Source organism: Marinobacter sp. Arc7-DN-1 (assembly GCF_003441595.1).
GTDB classification, from domain to species: Bacteria; Pseudomonadota; Gammaproteobacteria; order Pseudomonadales; family Oleiphilaceae; genus Marinobacter; species Marinobacter metalliresistant.
Genome location: NZ_CP031848.1, coordinates 3,403,367 through 3,418,172, shown reverse-complemented (window position 1 = coordinate 3,418,172; position 14,806 = coordinate 3,403,367). Strand labels below are relative to the sequence as shown.

Here is a 14,806-nt window from a genome sequence, read left to right as displayed (position 1 = left end):
AACACCATGGTGACCACACACAATCTCGGCTTCCCGCGCATTGGCGCCCGCCGGGAGCTGAAATTTGCCCAGGAAGCCTTCTGGAAAGGGCAAATCACCGAAGAAGAACTGCAGATCACAGGTACTGACCTGCGCCGAAAGCACTGGCATAGCCAGCGGAAGCTGGACCGGGTTCCGGTGGGCGATTTCTCGTTTTACGATCAGGTTCTGGATATGAGCTTTACCCTGGGCAACCTGCCCGAACGGGTGAGCGAGACCGGAGGCAGCGCGCTCGATCAGTATTTCCGGGTAGCCCGGGGCCGCTCCGGGCAGGAGCCGTCCTGCTGTGGCGTGCAGGCAGGAGAAATGACCAAGTGGTTCGACACCAACTATCACTACATCGTGCCGGAATTCCAGCAGGACACCCGTTTCCAGCTCAATGCCGACCGGCTGATTGAACAGATCAACGAAGCCAGGGCCCAGGGGCTGATTCCTAAACCGGTGATTATCGGCCCGGTGACCTATCTCTGGCTGGGAAAATCCAAAGACGACAGTGACCGGCTGACCCTGCTGGACTCCCTTTTGCCTGTGTACTCGGAACTTCTGGATCTGATGTCGAATCATGGAATCGACTGGGTTCAGGTGGACGAGCCCGCCTTGGTCGCCGATCTTGATGCAGACTGGCGCCACGCCTTCAGCCTGGCCTACCACCATCTCAAGACCAGCCGCCTCAAGCTGTTGGTAACCACTTACTTCGGTGAGTTGCGGGAAAACCTGCAAATGGCCTGCGAACTGCCGGTTGCCGGCCTACACCTCGACGCCATCAGCGCGCCACAGGAAGTAGCGCGGATGGTGGACTGGCTGCCACCCCACAAACAACTTTCCCTGGGTGTTATCAACGGCCGGAATATCTGGCGAACAGATCTCGGCAAGACCCTGGACTGGCTGGAGCAGGTCCATGAAAAACTGGGTGATCGCCTGTGGCTGGCGCCGTCCTGCTCTTTGCTGCATGTTCCGGTAGATCTCAACAGCGAAGAAAAGCTGGACCCGGAAATCCGCGGCTGGCTGGCGTTTGCCCTTCAGAAACTGGACGAGTTGGCCATTCTCGCCACCGCCCTGAATCAGGGCAGAAACGCAGTCCGTAAGGAACTGGCTGAATCCGCTCTAGCGACGGAAAACCGGAAAACGTCCGGAAGGGTTCATAACCCCTCGATAGAGACCCGAATCCAGGCAATCAGGCCGGACCTCGGTCAGCGGCAAAGCCCCTACTCAGCGCGCATCACAGCCCAGCAACAGAAACTTGACCTGCCCCTGTTTCCAACCACGACCATTGGGTCCTTCCCCCAGACACGGGACATCCGCCAGGCTCGCCTGCAATTCCGTAAGGGCACACTGACAGAAGCCGCCTACAGGCAACGGATTCGTGAGGAAGTAAGCCGTTGCATTGACGAGCAGGAAATACTGGGCCTGGATGTTCTGGTGCATGGCGAGGCGGAGCGCAATGACATGGTTGAATACTTCGGCGAACAGCTTGAGGGTTATGCCTTCAGCCAGTTCGGCTGGGTCCAGTCTTACGGCTCCCGTTGCGTGAAACCGCCCATTCTGTTCGGCGACATTTCCCGCCCGAGAGCCATGACCCTGGAGTGGACTCGCTACGCCCAGTCACTGACCGAAAAACCTGTAAAGGGCATGCTGACCGGTCCCGTGACGATTCTTAACTGGTCCTTCGTACGGGACGACCAGCCCCGCAGGGATACCTGCCTGCAGCTGGCGCTGGCGATTCGGGAGGAAGTGCTTGATCTGGAAGCCGCCGGCGTTGGCATTATCCAGATTGATGAGGCGGCCCTGAGGGAAGGCCTTCCGCTGCGGAAATCAGACTGGAGCGACTACCTGGACTGGGCGATAGAGGCATTTCGGATTGCCGCCAACGGCGTTCGAGATGAAACCCAAATCCATACTCACATGTGTTACTCGGAATTCAACGACATAATCGAAGCCATCGCTCGCATGGACGCAGATGTCATCACCATCGAAACATCCCGTTCGGACATGGAGCTGCTCGATGCATTCCGGGGCTTCCGGTATCCGAACGACATCGGCCCCGGCGTCTACGACATTCACTCCCCCAACATACCGGACAGCGAGCAGATCAAGTCGCTTATGGTGAAGGCTGCAGAGCAGATACCAGCGGAGCGGCTATGGGTTAACCCGGACTGCGGCCTGAAGACCCGTCAATGGGAGGAAGTCATTCCGGCGCTCAAGAACATGGTGGCTGCAGCCCGTGAGCTGCGAGAGCGGATTCAGTAACCGGTGCTGTTCTGATCCAGCTCGAACTGGAAATCTGTGGCCCGGCGGACTTCCGTCATGAAGTCCCCGGTGTCATGGAACTCAAACCAGCGGTAGCCAGGTGGCAAGTCCTCAACGGCGAACTTGCTGGAACCGGAGGTGAACTGAATGCAGGTAGACGGCGTGGCCATCAGCTGCACACCATGGCGCTCGCGTTCGTGTTCCTGATGGATATGTCCCCACAACACAATTTTTACCTGAGGGAACCGGTCCACAACCCGCCAGAAGGCATCCCGGTTGGTGAGGCCAATCTTTTCCATCCAGTCAGATCCGATGTCTACGGGATGGTGGTGCAATGCAACGACGGCTGGCAGATCCGGATGCTGCTCCAGGGCTTGGGCCAGGAACTCCAGCTCCGAATCGGCCAGGGCACCAAAGACCTTGCCGGGCACGGAGGAGTCCAGCATCACGAACTGCCACCCGCCCTGGATCACATGGCGCTGGTTCGCATCGAACTCTGCGGCAACTCTTTCCAGGTTTTCGATACGGTCGTGATTGCCCGCAATCCACGTGGAGGGGCAGGAAAACACCTCAAGGCTCTCTCCAAACACGCGATAGGCGTCCACCGAACCATCCTGGGCCAGATCCCCGGTGGCCAGTATCAGGTCAGGCTGGCCGTGTACCTTCAGCACTTCTGCAATGACTGCCTGCAGGCTTTCGCGGGTCTTAACGCCCAGCAGGTCCCCGTCGGCACGCGCCATCAGGTGCGGATCGGTCAGTTGCAATACCCGGAGCGGCCGGGTTTCTTCCTTAATGGTCATGGCGTTCTGGATCTACTCGCTGCGCAACACTTGGTCTGGACACAAGTGTACGACGTCAGTTTGCGGATTTATCACTCGCGAATCGAACTGGAGTCACATTCTGGCCAGGCTCGGACGATATATTGCAATTTTTGACAACTATGGCACATCAGGGGGCCATGGCCACACCACTTTAGTACTGCCTGCCGCCCTTTAAAACGTCGTTTCAGTCGACGCCTTCACCGGCAGACCAGGCGGCATGTTCCATGGGAAGGTGGCCAAACCGCAGACAATAATCCAGCCAGTCGGCCAGAAAGCCGTTGACCTGGACCTTCTCGTCCGGGTGGTGCATAAAACGGTTGGGGTAGTCATTCACAGGGGCAATCTGGCGATCCCGGTAACAGCTGATGACCTCGGCCATGGAAGCATCGTGGTAGACCCGGACGGTCATTTGCGGATTATTGAGCCAGCGCCCCGGGTTGTGCACCTGCTCAAGCAGCAGGGTTTCGGTAAACCTTGCAGTCTGCAGCACCTGGATACGGACACGCCCGAGGTAATGATTCTCCCGGTGCAACTCAAACTCGCACACGGGCTTACCGTCCACTTCCAGCTGACGCAGCTTCTGCAGTCTCCGGTAGTTGCCATCACACAGGGCACCGAGCTGACGCAGGTCCGGAACATACCGCTTGGGTTTCATGGTCCACTCACCCATTACTGCCACCCTCTCCTCAAACGGGCCCGATTCAGTTCAAGCCACTGGAGGGCAATAATGGCGGCAGCATTGTTGATGCGGCCATCGTGGATCATCGCTATGGCATCTTCCGAGGAAACGACGTGGGCGCGAATATCCTCGTGTTCGTGTTCCATGCCATAAAGACCGCCTGCATCTTCCGTGCTGATGCGGCCACAGTAAAGGTGGATCATCTCGGTGCTGCCACCGGGAGAAACCAGGTAATCGCAGATCTTGTCGAGCCGCTGAAAAGTAAGCCCGGCCTCTTCCTGCCCTTCCCGCCGGGCAACCTCTTCCGGGCTTTCGCCATCTTCGTTCATGCCGGCGACCAGTTCCAGCAACCAGGGCGATTGCGTGCGGCCCAAGGCGCCGAGGCGAAACTGTTCAAGGAGTACGACTTCATCCCGTTCAGCGTCGTAGGGCAGCACGCAGGTGGCATCGCCCCGGATAAAGAGTTCCCGGGTAAACACGGGCATGTCCCCGCCATCAAAACGCGGGTGTGTCAGCCAGAGCTTGTCCATACGGAAGAAGCCCTGGAAGACGGTTTCGCGTTTTTCGACTTTGACGTCGCTGGCTTTAAACTGGAACGGTTTGGTCATCTTTCATCCGGTTGTTGAATCGACTTTGAACGATAGCCTTTACTTGGGTCTTACTTCAAGCTCTAGCTCCGGCCCCAGCTTGTTGTTTTCGGGGGAGGGTGTGTCGGGACCGGGTTCCCAAAACACGCTCCTTACGGCACGTCCATGTGACGCTTGAGCTCCGCCATCCATGGCTCCGCACAGTTTTGGGAACCCGGTCCCGACACACCCTATCGGACAATGTGCTTTCGCCTATAAGACCCTCCAAACCAAACTTTGAATATGATGTCTTTAATTACAGGCAAAACCACTCATACGAATTACTCACGCCCAGACAGAGCCACCAGGAAAACTCAAAGTACGGCTTTAGACCTTGTCGTAGAGCTTGCTCCCAGACTCCACGAACTCCCGGGATTTCTCCTGCATGCCCGCATCCACTGCGGATACCTCATCGAGGCCATGCTCCTTCGCGTAATCCCGAACCTCCTGGGAGATCTGCATGGAGCAGAACTTCGGGCCGCACATGGAGCAGAAGTGGGCCACCTTGGCGGATTCCTTCGGCAGGGTTTCGTCGTGGTAGGCGCGGGCCGTGTCCGGGTCCAGGCCGAGGTTGAACTGGTCTTCCCAGCGGAACTCGAAACGGGCCTTGGAGAGGGCGTTGTCGCGGATCTGGGCGCCCGGGTGGCCCTTGGCCAGGTCGGCGGCGTGGGCGGCGATCTTGTAGGTGATGATGCCGGTTTTTACGTCGTCCTTGTTGGGCAGGCCCAGGTGCTCTTTGGGGGTCACATAGCAGAGCATGGCGCAGCCATACCACCCGATCATCGCCGCGCCGATGCCGGAGGTAATGTGATCATAGCCCGGGGCGATGTCGGTGATCAGCGGGCCGAGGGTGTAGAACGGGGCTTCGTCGCAGCATTCCAGTTGCTTGTCCATGTTCTCTTTTACCAGATGCATGGGCACGTGGCCGGGGCCTTCGATCATGCACTGGACGTCGTGTTTCCAGGCAATTTTGGTCAGCTCACCCAGGGTTTCCAGTTCGCCGAACTGGGCTGCGTCGTTGGCGTCGGCGATGGAGCCGGGGCGCAGGCCGTCGCCGAGGCTGAAAGAGACATCGTAGACTTTCATGATTTCGCAGATGTCTTCGAAATGCTCGTACAGGAAGCTTTCCTTGTGGTGAGCGAGACACCACTTGGCCATGATCGAACCGCCCCGGGAAACGATGCCGGTGGTGCGCTTGGCGGTGAGCGGCACGTGGTGCAGGCGAACGCCGGCATGGATGGTGAAGTAATCCACGCCCTGCTCGGCCTGTTCAATCAGGGTGTCCCGGAAGATTTCCCAGGTCAGGTCTTCGGCGACACCACCGACCTTCTCCAGTGCCTGATAGATCGGAACGGTGCCGATGGGTACCGGGGAGTTGCGGATGATCCATTCCCGGGTCTCGTGGATGTTCTTGCCGGTAGACAGGTCCATGATGGTATCGGCGCCCCAGCGGATGCCCCAGGTCAGTTTCTCGACTTCTTCCTCAATGGAGGAGCTGACCGCTGAGTTGCCAATGTTGCCGTTAATCTTCACCAGAAAGTTACGGCCAATGATCATCGGCTCGGATTCCGGGTGATTGATGTTCGCGGGGATGATGGCGCGGCCGCGAGCCACTTCGTCCCGGACGAATTCGGGGGTAATCTGGTCCGGCAGGCCCGCACCGAAGGACTGTCCGGGATGCTGGTCTTTCAGCAGACCCTGTTCCCGGGCCTCCTGCAGCTTCATGTTTTCACGGATGGCGATGTACTCCATCTCCGGGGTCACGATACCCTGCCGGGCGTAGTGCATCTGGGAAACGTTTTGGCCAGGTTTGGCCCGTAGCGGTTTTCGCTCGTCCATGAACCTCAGCGGGTCAAGCTGGGGGTCTTTCATACGGCGGCGGGTGAACCCGGAAGAATAGTCCGGAAGCTGTTCCACATCACCGCGTTCGGCGATCCAGGCGGCGCGGACTGGTTTGAGGCCTTTACGAAGATCAATAGCAGCTTCAGGATCTGTGTACGGGCCGGACGTATCGTACACAACCACCGGAGGGTTCGGCTCGCCGCCCATCTCCGTGGGCGTGTCCTGCACGGTAATTTCCCGCATAGGTACCCGCAGATCGGATCGGCTACCCTGCACGTATACTTTTCGTGAGCCTGATAATGGTTTGATGGCGGCGGAATCCGCCGCCGCGGATTCACTGAGATAGGCTGGCAAGTCCGTCATGGTCTGCTCCCGGTGTTATAGGGTTGTCGGGTCGCGTATGACGGGCCTTCCGGTACGGAAGAGGCTGGAACCAGCACGTTTTGAATGGTCTTAATCCCTACGCCGGTATTATCCGGATCAGGTTGCGGGTTCCGCACTGCAATCTCAGCCAACCACCGGTTTTCGGTGTATCAGCACCCCGTCAAGACGCGAACTGCTCACAAAATGAGTGAACTCTGCAAGTGTAGAGGCGGAGGCGTTTATTGTCCATAATGAGCAACCAATACCTTTGGGTCACCGTCGGCACCGGCCCATACCTTGAATACAGGCCTTCCGAACCCCCTATCCAGATCAGGGATACCCGGAGATAGTTTGTCAGGAGAAGCAATGAATAAGCGTTTACTTCCAGGATTGATCAGCCTGCTCGCAGCCCAGCCTGCGTTCTCTCTGGATCTGATGGAAACCTATGAAAAGGCACTGTCCTATGACTCCGGCATTGCCTCGTCCCTGGCGCAGTTCCAGGCGCAGCAGGCAACCAGCGATGTCAGCAAGAGCGCCCTGCTGCCCAAAATCTCGGCGGTTGGGTCAGCAAGCTACACAAGTTTCGAGCCCAGGAATATACCCGGGGGGGCAAACGCCGATGAGCTGACGCGGCAACTCTTCTCGGGAGACAGTTATCGAACCTACCGCTACGGCGTCGAGCTGACTCAGCCACTGTTCCGGGCTCAAGACTGGTTCAGCTACGAAGCCAGCCAGTTCCAGACCGAGGCGGCCGAGGCCCAGTACAACCTGGCCCAGCAACAACTGATTCTGGATGTGGCAACCGCCTACTTCGATGTCCTGCGCGCCAGGGACACCGTCACAACCGCAAAAGCGACTGAGACGGCCATCCAGCGCCAGTACGAACAGGCCCGGGAACGGTTTGACGTGGGGCTCATTGCCGTCACCGAAGTCTATGAAGCGCGTGCCAGCTACGACGATGCCAGGAGCCAGCGCATCGCCGCCGACAACGACCTGAATGTGGCCAGGGAACAACTGGCCCGGTTAACCGGAGAATATCCGGACGCCATGGAAAATCTCAGGCAGAATTTTCCGCTCGGGCGCCCGGAGCCCATGGATCCGACTTCGTGGGAAGCAACCGCGGTGGAGCAAAACTGGTCTATTCAGGCGGCCCTGAGGCAACTCAATGCCAGCGAAGCCAGCCTGAAAGCGGCAAAGTCCGGTCATTTGCCAACCCTTGAGCTGAGCGCCTCCTACCAGGAAACCAGTCTGGAGAACGCCCTTTTTACCCAGCAGGAGGGCAGCCAGTCCGTTGCCTCACTGTCACTGACCATCCCGCTCTACACGGGCGGCGGCACCCAGGCCGGCGCCCGGGAACAGCGTTCGCTGGTCACCGCCGCCGAACAGGACCTGAATACGGTGCGCCGGGACGTACGGGTGAATACCCGGAGCCTGTTCCTGACGGTCAACAACAATATAGAGACCGCTTCCGCCCTGGAACAGACCATCATCTCCCGCCGCAGCGCCCTCGACGCCACCCGCGCCGGCTATGAGGTTGGAACGCGAAATATTGTGGAAGTGTTGGATGCGGAACGGGCCTATTACGTAGCCCTGAGGGACTACGCCAACGCCCGCTACGATTATGTGATCAACTCGCTTCAGCTCAAACAGGCCGCCGGAATCCTGACCCCTCGGGATCTGATCGACCTGAACAACTGGCTGAGCGCCGCTGCCCCCGGGATCGAGGCGCTGGCAAACGAGGAAGAAACGCTGGACGATCCTACCCAATAACCGCAAAGGCGGGTGAATCGGTTCACCCGCCTTTGCGTCCAGCCTGGTCTCAGACTCGCTCAATGATCCCGTCGACCACCTTATCCAGGGCTCCCCGGTTTTTATTGACCACCTCCAGGGCCCGGCGGCCGATGGCCTGGCGTTCTTCGTCATCACCGAACAGCAATGACACGTGAGTCGCCAGCTCATCCGCATCGGCGACCAGCTTGACCCCCTTGTCATCCAGCAGCCGCTGGTAGATGGTTTCAAAATTGAAGATGTAGGACCCTGAAAACACAGGAATACCCCAGCCAGCAGGCTCCAGGGGATTATGCCCGCCGCGCTCAATCAACGATCCACCGACAAAGGCCAGATCACTGGCGCCATACAACATCATCAACTCGCCCATGGTATCCCCGAGATAGACCCGCGCCTTGCTGGGATCGTCCCCCAGTGACCGGCGGGCGAGCGTGAGCCCCTTCCGGACAGCTTTTTCGGCCACCGACTCAAAGCGATCCGGGTGCCTCGGAACCAGAATCAGCAGGGCGTCTGGATGTTTTTCCAATACCCTGAGATGTGCCAGCAACAGCTGCTCATCCTCGCCGCCATGGGTGCTACCGGCAATCCAGACCGGCCGGCCGGCCAGGCTCTGCCTGAGGGCAATGGACGCTGCCCGCACCTCATCCGGAATATCAACATCGAACTTGACGCTCCCCGTGACGGCCACCTTCGATGGCGAAACACCGATTCTCCGGAACCGGTCGGCATCCTTCTCTGCCTGGGCGGCGACCCAGCTGATGCTCTGCATGATAGGTGCCACAAGGCCCCGGATGCGCTCATACCCGCGCGCAGAGCGCTCGGAGAGGCGGGCGTTGATCAGAAACACCGGAACCCGACGAGCCCGGCACTGACGAATCATGTTCGGCCAGATTTCAGTTTCCATAATAACCAGTATCCGGGGCTTGACCCGGTCCAGAAACCGCCGGATGGCACCCGGCGTATCATAGGGCGCGTAGGCATACTGCACCTGATCACCAAACATCTTGCGTGCCTGGGCCAGCCCGGTATCGGTCATGGCGGTCATCAGGATGGTGATGTCGGGGTTCCGTGCCAACAGGCGCCGGACCATCGGGGCTGCGGCAATGGTTTCGCCCACCGAGACCGCGTGCACCCAGACCACGGATCCGGAGGCCGCCGGCACCAGCCCGAGGCGCTGGTGCCAGTTTCGTCGCAGCTCCGGCGCGCGCCGGCCGTGCCACCACAGACGCAGCAGAATAAACGGCAGAAGCAGCCTTATCAGCTGGGAATAGATAAATTGCAGCACACAGGACTCCGGGCAAAACAGTGCGCTATCATAGCGCAAAACCCATTGATTTGCTTCCGATTGATCGGCCACCCGGTGGGGTTAGGACGATCAGGACACGGCCTGGCAGGAACCGCTTTACGTGAACAGGAAATACCGCAAACTACCGCGAAACACCAACTACTCCGCATACCTTCATCCCCGGTGGTGGCCTACCTGGCTGGGCATCGTGGTGATGTGGTCTGTTTCCCGGCTGCCGATCCGCGTCCAGTGGTGGCTTGGCAAGGTCGCCGGACTGCTGGCACTCCGCCTCGCGCGCAGCCGCCGCCACATTGCCGGGGTTAACATCCGGCTGTGCTTTCCGGAGCTCACCACTGCCCAGCAGTCCGCCCTTGTGCGCAAAGCCTTTATCGCCAATGGCATCGGCTTGCTGGAGCTGGGCATTGCCTGGTTCCGCAACCCGGCCAGGCTGACGGGCATTACCCGGGTTCATGGCCTGGAGCATTTTGAAAAGGCCCTGTCCGAAGGCAGGGGCATTCTGCTGCTCGGCGGCCACTACAGCACGTTGGATCTGGGTGGCAGCCTGGTAACGGAATTCATCGAGGCCGACGTGATGCAGCGCGATCACAATAACCCGCTGATGAACGCCGTTATGACCCGCGCCCGTGAGCGCCGGTATGGCCAGGCTCTGAGCGCCAGGGACCTTCGGGGCCTGTTCCGCAGCCTGAAGAAAAACCGCGCGGTTTGGTACGCCACGGACCAGGATTACGGTCGCAAGGACATCGTATTCGCGCCATTTTTTGGTGTCCCTGCCGGCACGATTACCGCAACCTCACGCATTGCCGAACGCAGTGGGTGCAAGGTAGTGCCTTTCAGTCACTTCCGCCGGGAAGACGGCCCCGGGTACGACATCTATTTCCACCCGGCTCTGGAGGACTTTCCCAGCGGGGATGACCTCCAGGATGCAACATTGATCAACCAGACTATCGAAAGAGAAGTCCGGCGCGCACCGGATCAGTACCTGTGGATGCACCGGCGCTTCAAGACTCGTCCGGACCCGGACGATCCCGGCTTTTATGGCCGCCGCTGAACCCTATAACCCCGGGGCAACAAGGAGGTGGGCATTCAGTGCCTGACAACCATGCCGAAGCCCAGTGAACAGGACTCAGCCGCACCGGTGGTGTGGCTTCTGACCGACAACAAACCGGGCCACCGGAACCAGCTGAAAGGTCTTGGTAATCGACTTCGCGTGCTCGCCGGAGCAAGCCTGTACTGGGTCGACGCCTCCGCAATAAAGGTCCCGATCTGGCGAACCCTGCTGGCCATTGCGCCACGCATGGAACCGGCACTGCCCCACCCCGATCTTGTGATCGCAGCCGGGTCCGGCACGCACCGGCTATTACTTTCCCTGCGGAAACTCAGGGGAACCAGAACACTGGTCATCATGAAGCCCGGCTTCCCGCTATCACTGGTCAGCGGTGCCCTGATTCCAGCCCATGACCGTGTCCAGCCCGATTCCCGGATATTCATTACCGAGGGTGTTGTGAATACCATAACGCCTCTGGCAAAAATCACCGGAAAGCGGGAAGCGCTTTTGCTGGTTGGCGGCCCTTCACCTCATTTTGACTGGGAGGATGATGTCATCCTCGGGCAGGTGTCTCATCTGATCGGGCAATATCCGGACTGGCGATGGACCATCAGCAGTTCCCGGCGAACCCCGGAAGCACTTCAGGACCGACTCGATGAACTCGCCGGGCTGCGGACTACCGTCGTTCACCCGCAGCAGACTCATGCGGACTGGCTCAACCATCAGCTTTCTGCCTCACGGGCAGTCTGGGTGACACCGGACAGTATGTCGATGGTGTGCGAAGCGGCAACTTCGGGTGTTCCGACCGGGATCTTCGAGTTATCGGCCAGGCCCGGCAGCCGGGTGGCCGGGGGCGTAGACCGGCTGGTCCGGGAGGGTTACATTGGCCAGTGGCGCGACCATGCCAGCGTTATGGCCGGCAATGTCAGCCATGATCACGCCCTCTGGGAAGCCAATCGTGCCGCCCGCTGGGTACTGGAACAGGGACTTCTGCCACAGAATCACAAAGCCAACCAACGCCAGCTCAAGGGGACCAAGCGTTGAAAATTCTCCAGGCACTGCCGGCGCTTTACAGCGGTGGGGTGGAAAGAGGAACCGTGGAGTTCGCCGCGGACCTCGTCAAACGTGGCCATGAATCGTTTGTGGTCTCAAAAGGCGGCCCCATGGCCGAGCAGCTCCGCGGCCAGGGCTCGAAACACATATTCATGCCCATACACCGGAAGACCCCAGCGTCTTTCGGGCAGATTCTGCCCATGCGAAAACTGCTGCTGGCGTTGAAACCGGATATTGTGCATGTCCGCTCCCGCATGCCGGCCTGGATCATTTTTCTGGCCCTGAAAAGCATTCCGGCCCACAAGCGCCCCGCGGTTGTGTCCACCTTTCATGGCATGTACTCGGTCAATCCCTACAGCGCCATCATGACCCGTGCTGACCACATAATCGCCGTTTCCCGGTGCGTGCAGGACTATGTTCTGAATAACTATCCCGTGCCGGAAGAAAAACTGACGGTCATCCAGCGAGGTGTGGATGTGGATGCCTTCCGCCAGCGGGAGCTCACTTCACAATGGCTGGACCGCTGGTTCCGGCAATACCCCCAGCTAGTCGACCAGAAAATCATCATGATGCCCGGTCGCATCTCACGCTGGAAAGGCCAGCTGGATTTCCTGACCATGATGGCACAGCTGGTGCGTGAACGGCCGGATTGCCATGGCATCATCGTGGGCGGCGCCGAACCCGGCAAGGAGCATTTCCTGGAAGAGCTGGAGAAAGAACGCGCCCGTCTGGACCTGGCCGACAAGGTCAGCTTCCTTGGCCAGCGCAATGACATGACCAACCTGTATCTGCTTGCGGATGTGGTCTGCCACATGAGCACCAAACCCGAGCCCTTTGGCAGGACAGTGACCGAGGCTCTGGCTTCCGGAACGCCCGTCGTCGCCTATAACCGGGGCGGCGCAGCGGAAACCTTGCAAGCCTGCTTCAGGGAAGGACTGGTGCCACCGGACAATATCGGGGACTTCGCCCAGACCGTATCCCGGCTTTTGGATTCCGAACCGCCGGCGATCGAGATTCCCTACCGGTTCCGTCTTGAGGCGCAAACAGAGGCGACGTTGCAGGTTTACGAGAAAATACTAAAGCAGCCCGCCTACCGAACATGAATCCGTCCAGACGATTAACCATCGCATTTCTCCTCGCAACGCCCGGCACAACCTGGGGCGGCATGGAGCAACACACGGCCGATCTGGCGGGAGCTCTGGCCGACCGCGGCCACAGGGTCCATGTCCTTGGCCACCGGGCTTACCGTGACAAATTTCCGGCCAATGTCGGATTTCATCCGCTACCCGTCCATCTGGGGCGCCGTAACCTGTGGCTGCAACTGGCCCTTCGCCGATGCCTGCGCCGATTGTCGCCGGATATTCTTCACGCCCAGGGCAACAAGGCCGCGCAACTTGCCGGCAAAACCGGAAAACTGGCACGCGTGCGGGTGGGCACGGTTCATGGCACCAAATCCAGCCACAAGGCCTTTGATCGTCTTGACCGGGTTATTGCGGTCAGCCCACAGATTTTCAGGGCTCTGCAGCACCCCCAAAAGCACCTGATCTACAACGGTATCGACATCACCAGGCAACTGAAGAATCGGGACGACGGACCAGCCCTGCCAAAAGGCAATATCAATGTCATTGCCGTCGGGCGACTGGAGCCCGTAAAAGGCTTTGACGTCCTCATCCGGGCCTGGTCGATGCTAGGCAAGTCTGCAGAAGGCTGCCAACTGACCATTTTTGGTGAGGGCAGCGAGCGGAAGCCGCTTGAAGGCCTCATCCGCCAATCAGGACTGGAACAACAGATCGCCCTGGCGGGGTTCCGCCAAAACCTGGCACCGGTTTACAGGCAGGCACAACTGGCGGTAATCAGCTCGGAACGGGAGGGTTTTCCCTATGTGCTGGTAGAGTCGCTGCTGCATGGCTGTCCGGTTGTGTCAACGCCGGTATCCGGGCCCCGGGATATTCTTCCCGCCACAGCTCTCAGTCCGGGGCACAGCGATCAGGATCTCGCGGACCTGCTATCCAGATCGTTAGCCGACCTGGATGCCCTGAACCAGGCTGAACAACCGGCAATGGCCTTTGCCCGGGAAACGCTGACCCTGGAGGCCATGGTGGCTCAGACCGAAACCCTGTACCTCTCGGCAACGGCCAGGCATTCCGGAAGCTGAGAAAACGTCAGGGCTGCTTCTGCCTACCACCTTTCTCAAGGGCCGCCAGCATCTGCAATTCCCTGGCCTTGGCCAGCCGCATGAAATTCCGGTTGGCGGCCGTGATTGCCACGCTAAGGCCAAACCAGCCATTCAGTATTTGCCGGTGTACCAGGTAATATTTCAGAAACTTCAAAGGGAACTCGGCAAAAAGCCGGGGGCTCGAAATTTTCCTTCCCTTTTCTGCCAGAAAGCGGGCCTGCTCTGTCGACAACTGACAGTACTTGCGCTCCATCTGCTCCAGCGAAATCAGGGTGCGATGCAGGACATCGCCTTTCAGATCCAGTACGCGACCATGTTTTACCTGTGGCCGGTCATTGTTGCTGTCTTTTTCCGCCTCGATAACGGCTTTGTTTCGGTTGTAGAGCCTCAGGATCTTTTTTGATTTGTCGTGCCGGAATGGATGCCTGGGGTCCGGCTGGGAGAGTACCCAGCGCATTCTGAAGCCCGCGATGTCAGCATCCACAGGCTTTGAAAACAAGCCCTTGATATTGCTCACCAGCTCGCCAGAAAGCACTTCATCCGCATCCAGGTCCAGCACCCAGTCGTTCCGGCACAAACTGGCGGCAAAGGCCTTCTGGCAGGCAAATCCCTGCCAGTCATTGTGAACAAACCGGGCGCCGGCGGCTTCTGCAATTTCACGGGTTCGGTCAGTACTCCCGGAATCGACTACGATGATCTCATCCACCCAGCCGGCAACCTTTGCCAGCGACTCCGGCAGCCGCAGTTCTTCGTCCTGGGTGATGTAATAAACGGATAACGGTAGCTTCATCACAATTCCTGGTGGCTTGGTAATCAGTTTA

The 14,806-nt window shown here is 59.1% G+C and carries 12 protein-coding genes and 1 riboswitch; of the genes, 6 read left to right on the top strand and 6 right to left on the bottom strand.

The genetic code is table 11. The features are described 5' to 3' along the window. Positions 1–6 precede the first annotated feature (6 nt). On the top strand, positions 7–2,286 hold the full coding sequence (gene metE, locus D0851_RS16080; RefSeq protein WP_117619532.1) for a 5-methyltetrahydropteroyltriglutamate--homocysteine S-methyltransferase: 2,280 nt from the start codon (positions 7–9) through the stop codon (positions 2,284–2,286). Here the strand turns inward: metE and cpdA are convergent. From cpdA to thiC, 4 genes are all read right to left on the bottom strand, one after another. Next, positions 2,280–3,086, bottom strand: a complete 807-nt coding sequence (cpdA, locus tag D0851_RS16075; protein ID WP_117619531.1) for a 3',5'-cyclic-AMP phosphodiesterase — start codon at positions 3,084–3,086, stop codon at positions 2,280–2,282. The genes metE and cpdA overlap by 7 nt on opposite strands. A gap of 205 nt (positions 3,087–3,291) precedes the next feature. Next, a complete protein-coding gene (locus D0851_RS16070) occupies positions 3,292–3,777 on the bottom strand; it encodes a DUF1249 domain-containing protein (RefSeq protein ID WP_117619530.1) in 486 nt (161 codons plus the stop codon). Next, positions 3,777–4,394 carry an NUDIX domain-containing protein gene (locus tag D0851_RS16065; protein ID WP_117619529.1) on the bottom strand — a complete coding sequence of 206 codons (618 nt, stop codon included), beginning with the start codon at positions 4,392–4,394 and terminating at the stop codon, positions 3,777–3,779. Before D0851_RS16065 ends, D0851_RS16070 begins: the two co-directional genes overlap by 1 nt. A gap of 345 nt (positions 4,395–4,739) precedes the next feature. After that, positions 4,740–6,617 (bottom strand): phosphomethylpyrimidine synthase ThiC, encoded by a 1,878-nt coding sequence (gene thiC / locus D0851_RS16060; RefSeq protein ID WP_117619528.1) that lies wholly within the window; start codon positions 6,615–6,617, stop codon positions 4,740–4,742. Positions 6,618–6,694: 77 nt separating this feature from the next. Beyond that, positions 6,695–6,808: riboswitch (TPP riboswitch) on the bottom strand. A 175-nt stretch (positions 6,809–6,983) separates the two neighbouring features. Between thiC and D0851_RS16055 the strand changes: the two genes are divergently transcribed. After that, positions 6,984–8,387 (top strand): TolC family outer membrane protein, encoded by a 1,404-nt coding sequence (locus tag D0851_RS16055; protein ID WP_117619527.1) that lies wholly within the window; start codon positions 6,984–6,986, stop codon positions 8,385–8,387. Positions 8,388–8,436: 49 nt separating this feature from the next. On the opposite strand, the gene waaA is transcribed toward D0851_RS16055, so the two are convergent. Next, a complete protein-coding gene (gene waaA, locus D0851_RS16050; protein WP_117619526.1) occupies positions 8,437–9,690 on the bottom strand; it encodes a lipid IV(A) 3-deoxy-D-manno-octulosonic acid transferase in 1,254 nt (417 codons plus the stop codon). Between the two features lie 121 nt (positions 9,691–9,811). On the opposite strand from waaA, the gene lpxL reads away from it, so the two are divergent. Genes lpxL through D0851_RS16030 form a run of 4 tightly spaced genes read left to right on the top strand, consistent with a single transcriptional unit; the run spans position 9,812 to position 13,964 of the window. After that, a complete protein-coding gene (gene lpxL / locus D0851_RS16045; RefSeq protein WP_117619525.1) occupies positions 9,812–10,759 on the top strand; it encodes an LpxL/LpxP family Kdo(2)-lipid IV(A) lauroyl/palmitoleoyl acyltransferase in 948 nt (315 codons plus the stop codon). A gap of 51 nt (positions 10,760–10,810) precedes the next feature. After that, complete coding sequence (locus D0851_RS16040) at positions 10,811–11,800, top strand: mitochondrial fission ELM1 family protein (RefSeq protein WP_117619524.1); 990 nt, start codon at positions 10,811–10,813, stop codon at positions 11,798–11,800. Further along, positions 11,797–12,912 (top strand): glycosyltransferase family 4 protein, encoded by a 1,116-nt coding sequence (locus tag D0851_RS16035; protein ID WP_117619523.1) that lies wholly within the window; start codon positions 11,797–11,799, stop codon positions 12,910–12,912. The genes D0851_RS16040 and D0851_RS16035 overlap by 4 nt, the downstream gene beginning before the upstream one ends. Beyond that, positions 12,909–13,964 carry a glycosyltransferase gene (locus tag D0851_RS16030; protein WP_117619522.1) on the top strand — a complete coding sequence of 352 codons (1,056 nt, stop codon included), beginning with the start codon at positions 12,909–12,911 and terminating at the stop codon, positions 13,962–13,964. Before D0851_RS16035 ends, D0851_RS16030 begins: the two co-directional genes overlap by 4 nt. A gap of 7 nt (positions 13,965–13,971) precedes the next feature. Here the strand turns inward: D0851_RS16030 and D0851_RS16025 are convergent, their stop codons facing one another. After that, the gene (locus tag D0851_RS16025; RefSeq protein WP_117619521.1) at positions 13,972–14,775 is read right to left on the bottom strand and encodes a glycosyltransferase family 2 protein; all 804 of its coding nucleotides are present in this window, start codon (positions 14,773–14,775) and stop codon (positions 13,972–13,974) included. Positions 14,776–14,806: the final 31 nt, after the last annotated feature.

Coding starts and splice junctions, on each gene's coding strand:
- metE (WP_117619532.1), top strand. CDS start 7: ATGGTGACCACACACAATCTCGGCTTCCCGCGCATTGGCGCCCGCCGG.
- cpdA (WP_117619531.1), bottom strand. CDS start 3,086: ATGACCATTAAGGAAGAAACCCGGCCGCTCCGGGTATTGCAACTGACC.
- D0851_RS16070 (WP_117619530.1), bottom strand. CDS start 3,777: ATGGGTGAGTGGACCATGAAACCCAAGCGGTATGTTCCGGACCTGCGT.
- D0851_RS16065 (WP_117619529.1), bottom strand. CDS start 4,394: ATGACCAAACCGTTCCAGTTTAAAGCCAGCGACGTCAAAGTCGAAAAA.
- thiC (WP_117619528.1), bottom strand. CDS start 6,617: ATGACGGACTTGCCAGCCTATCTCAGTGAATCCGCGGCGGCGGATTCC.
- D0851_RS16055 (WP_117619527.1), top strand. CDS start 6,984: ATGAATAAGCGTTTACTTCCAGGATTGATCAGCCTGCTCGCAGCCCAG.
- D0851_RS16040 (WP_117619524.1), top strand. CDS start 10,811: ATGCCGAAGCCCAGTGAACAGGACTCAGCCGCACCGGTGGTGTGGCTT.
- D0851_RS16030 (WP_117619522.1), top strand. CDS start 12,909: ATGAATCCGTCCAGACGATTAACCATCGCATTTCTCCTCGCAACGCCC.
- D0851_RS16025 (WP_117619521.1), bottom strand. CDS start 14,775: ATGAAGCTACCGTTATCCGTTTATTACATCACCCAGGACGAAGAACTG.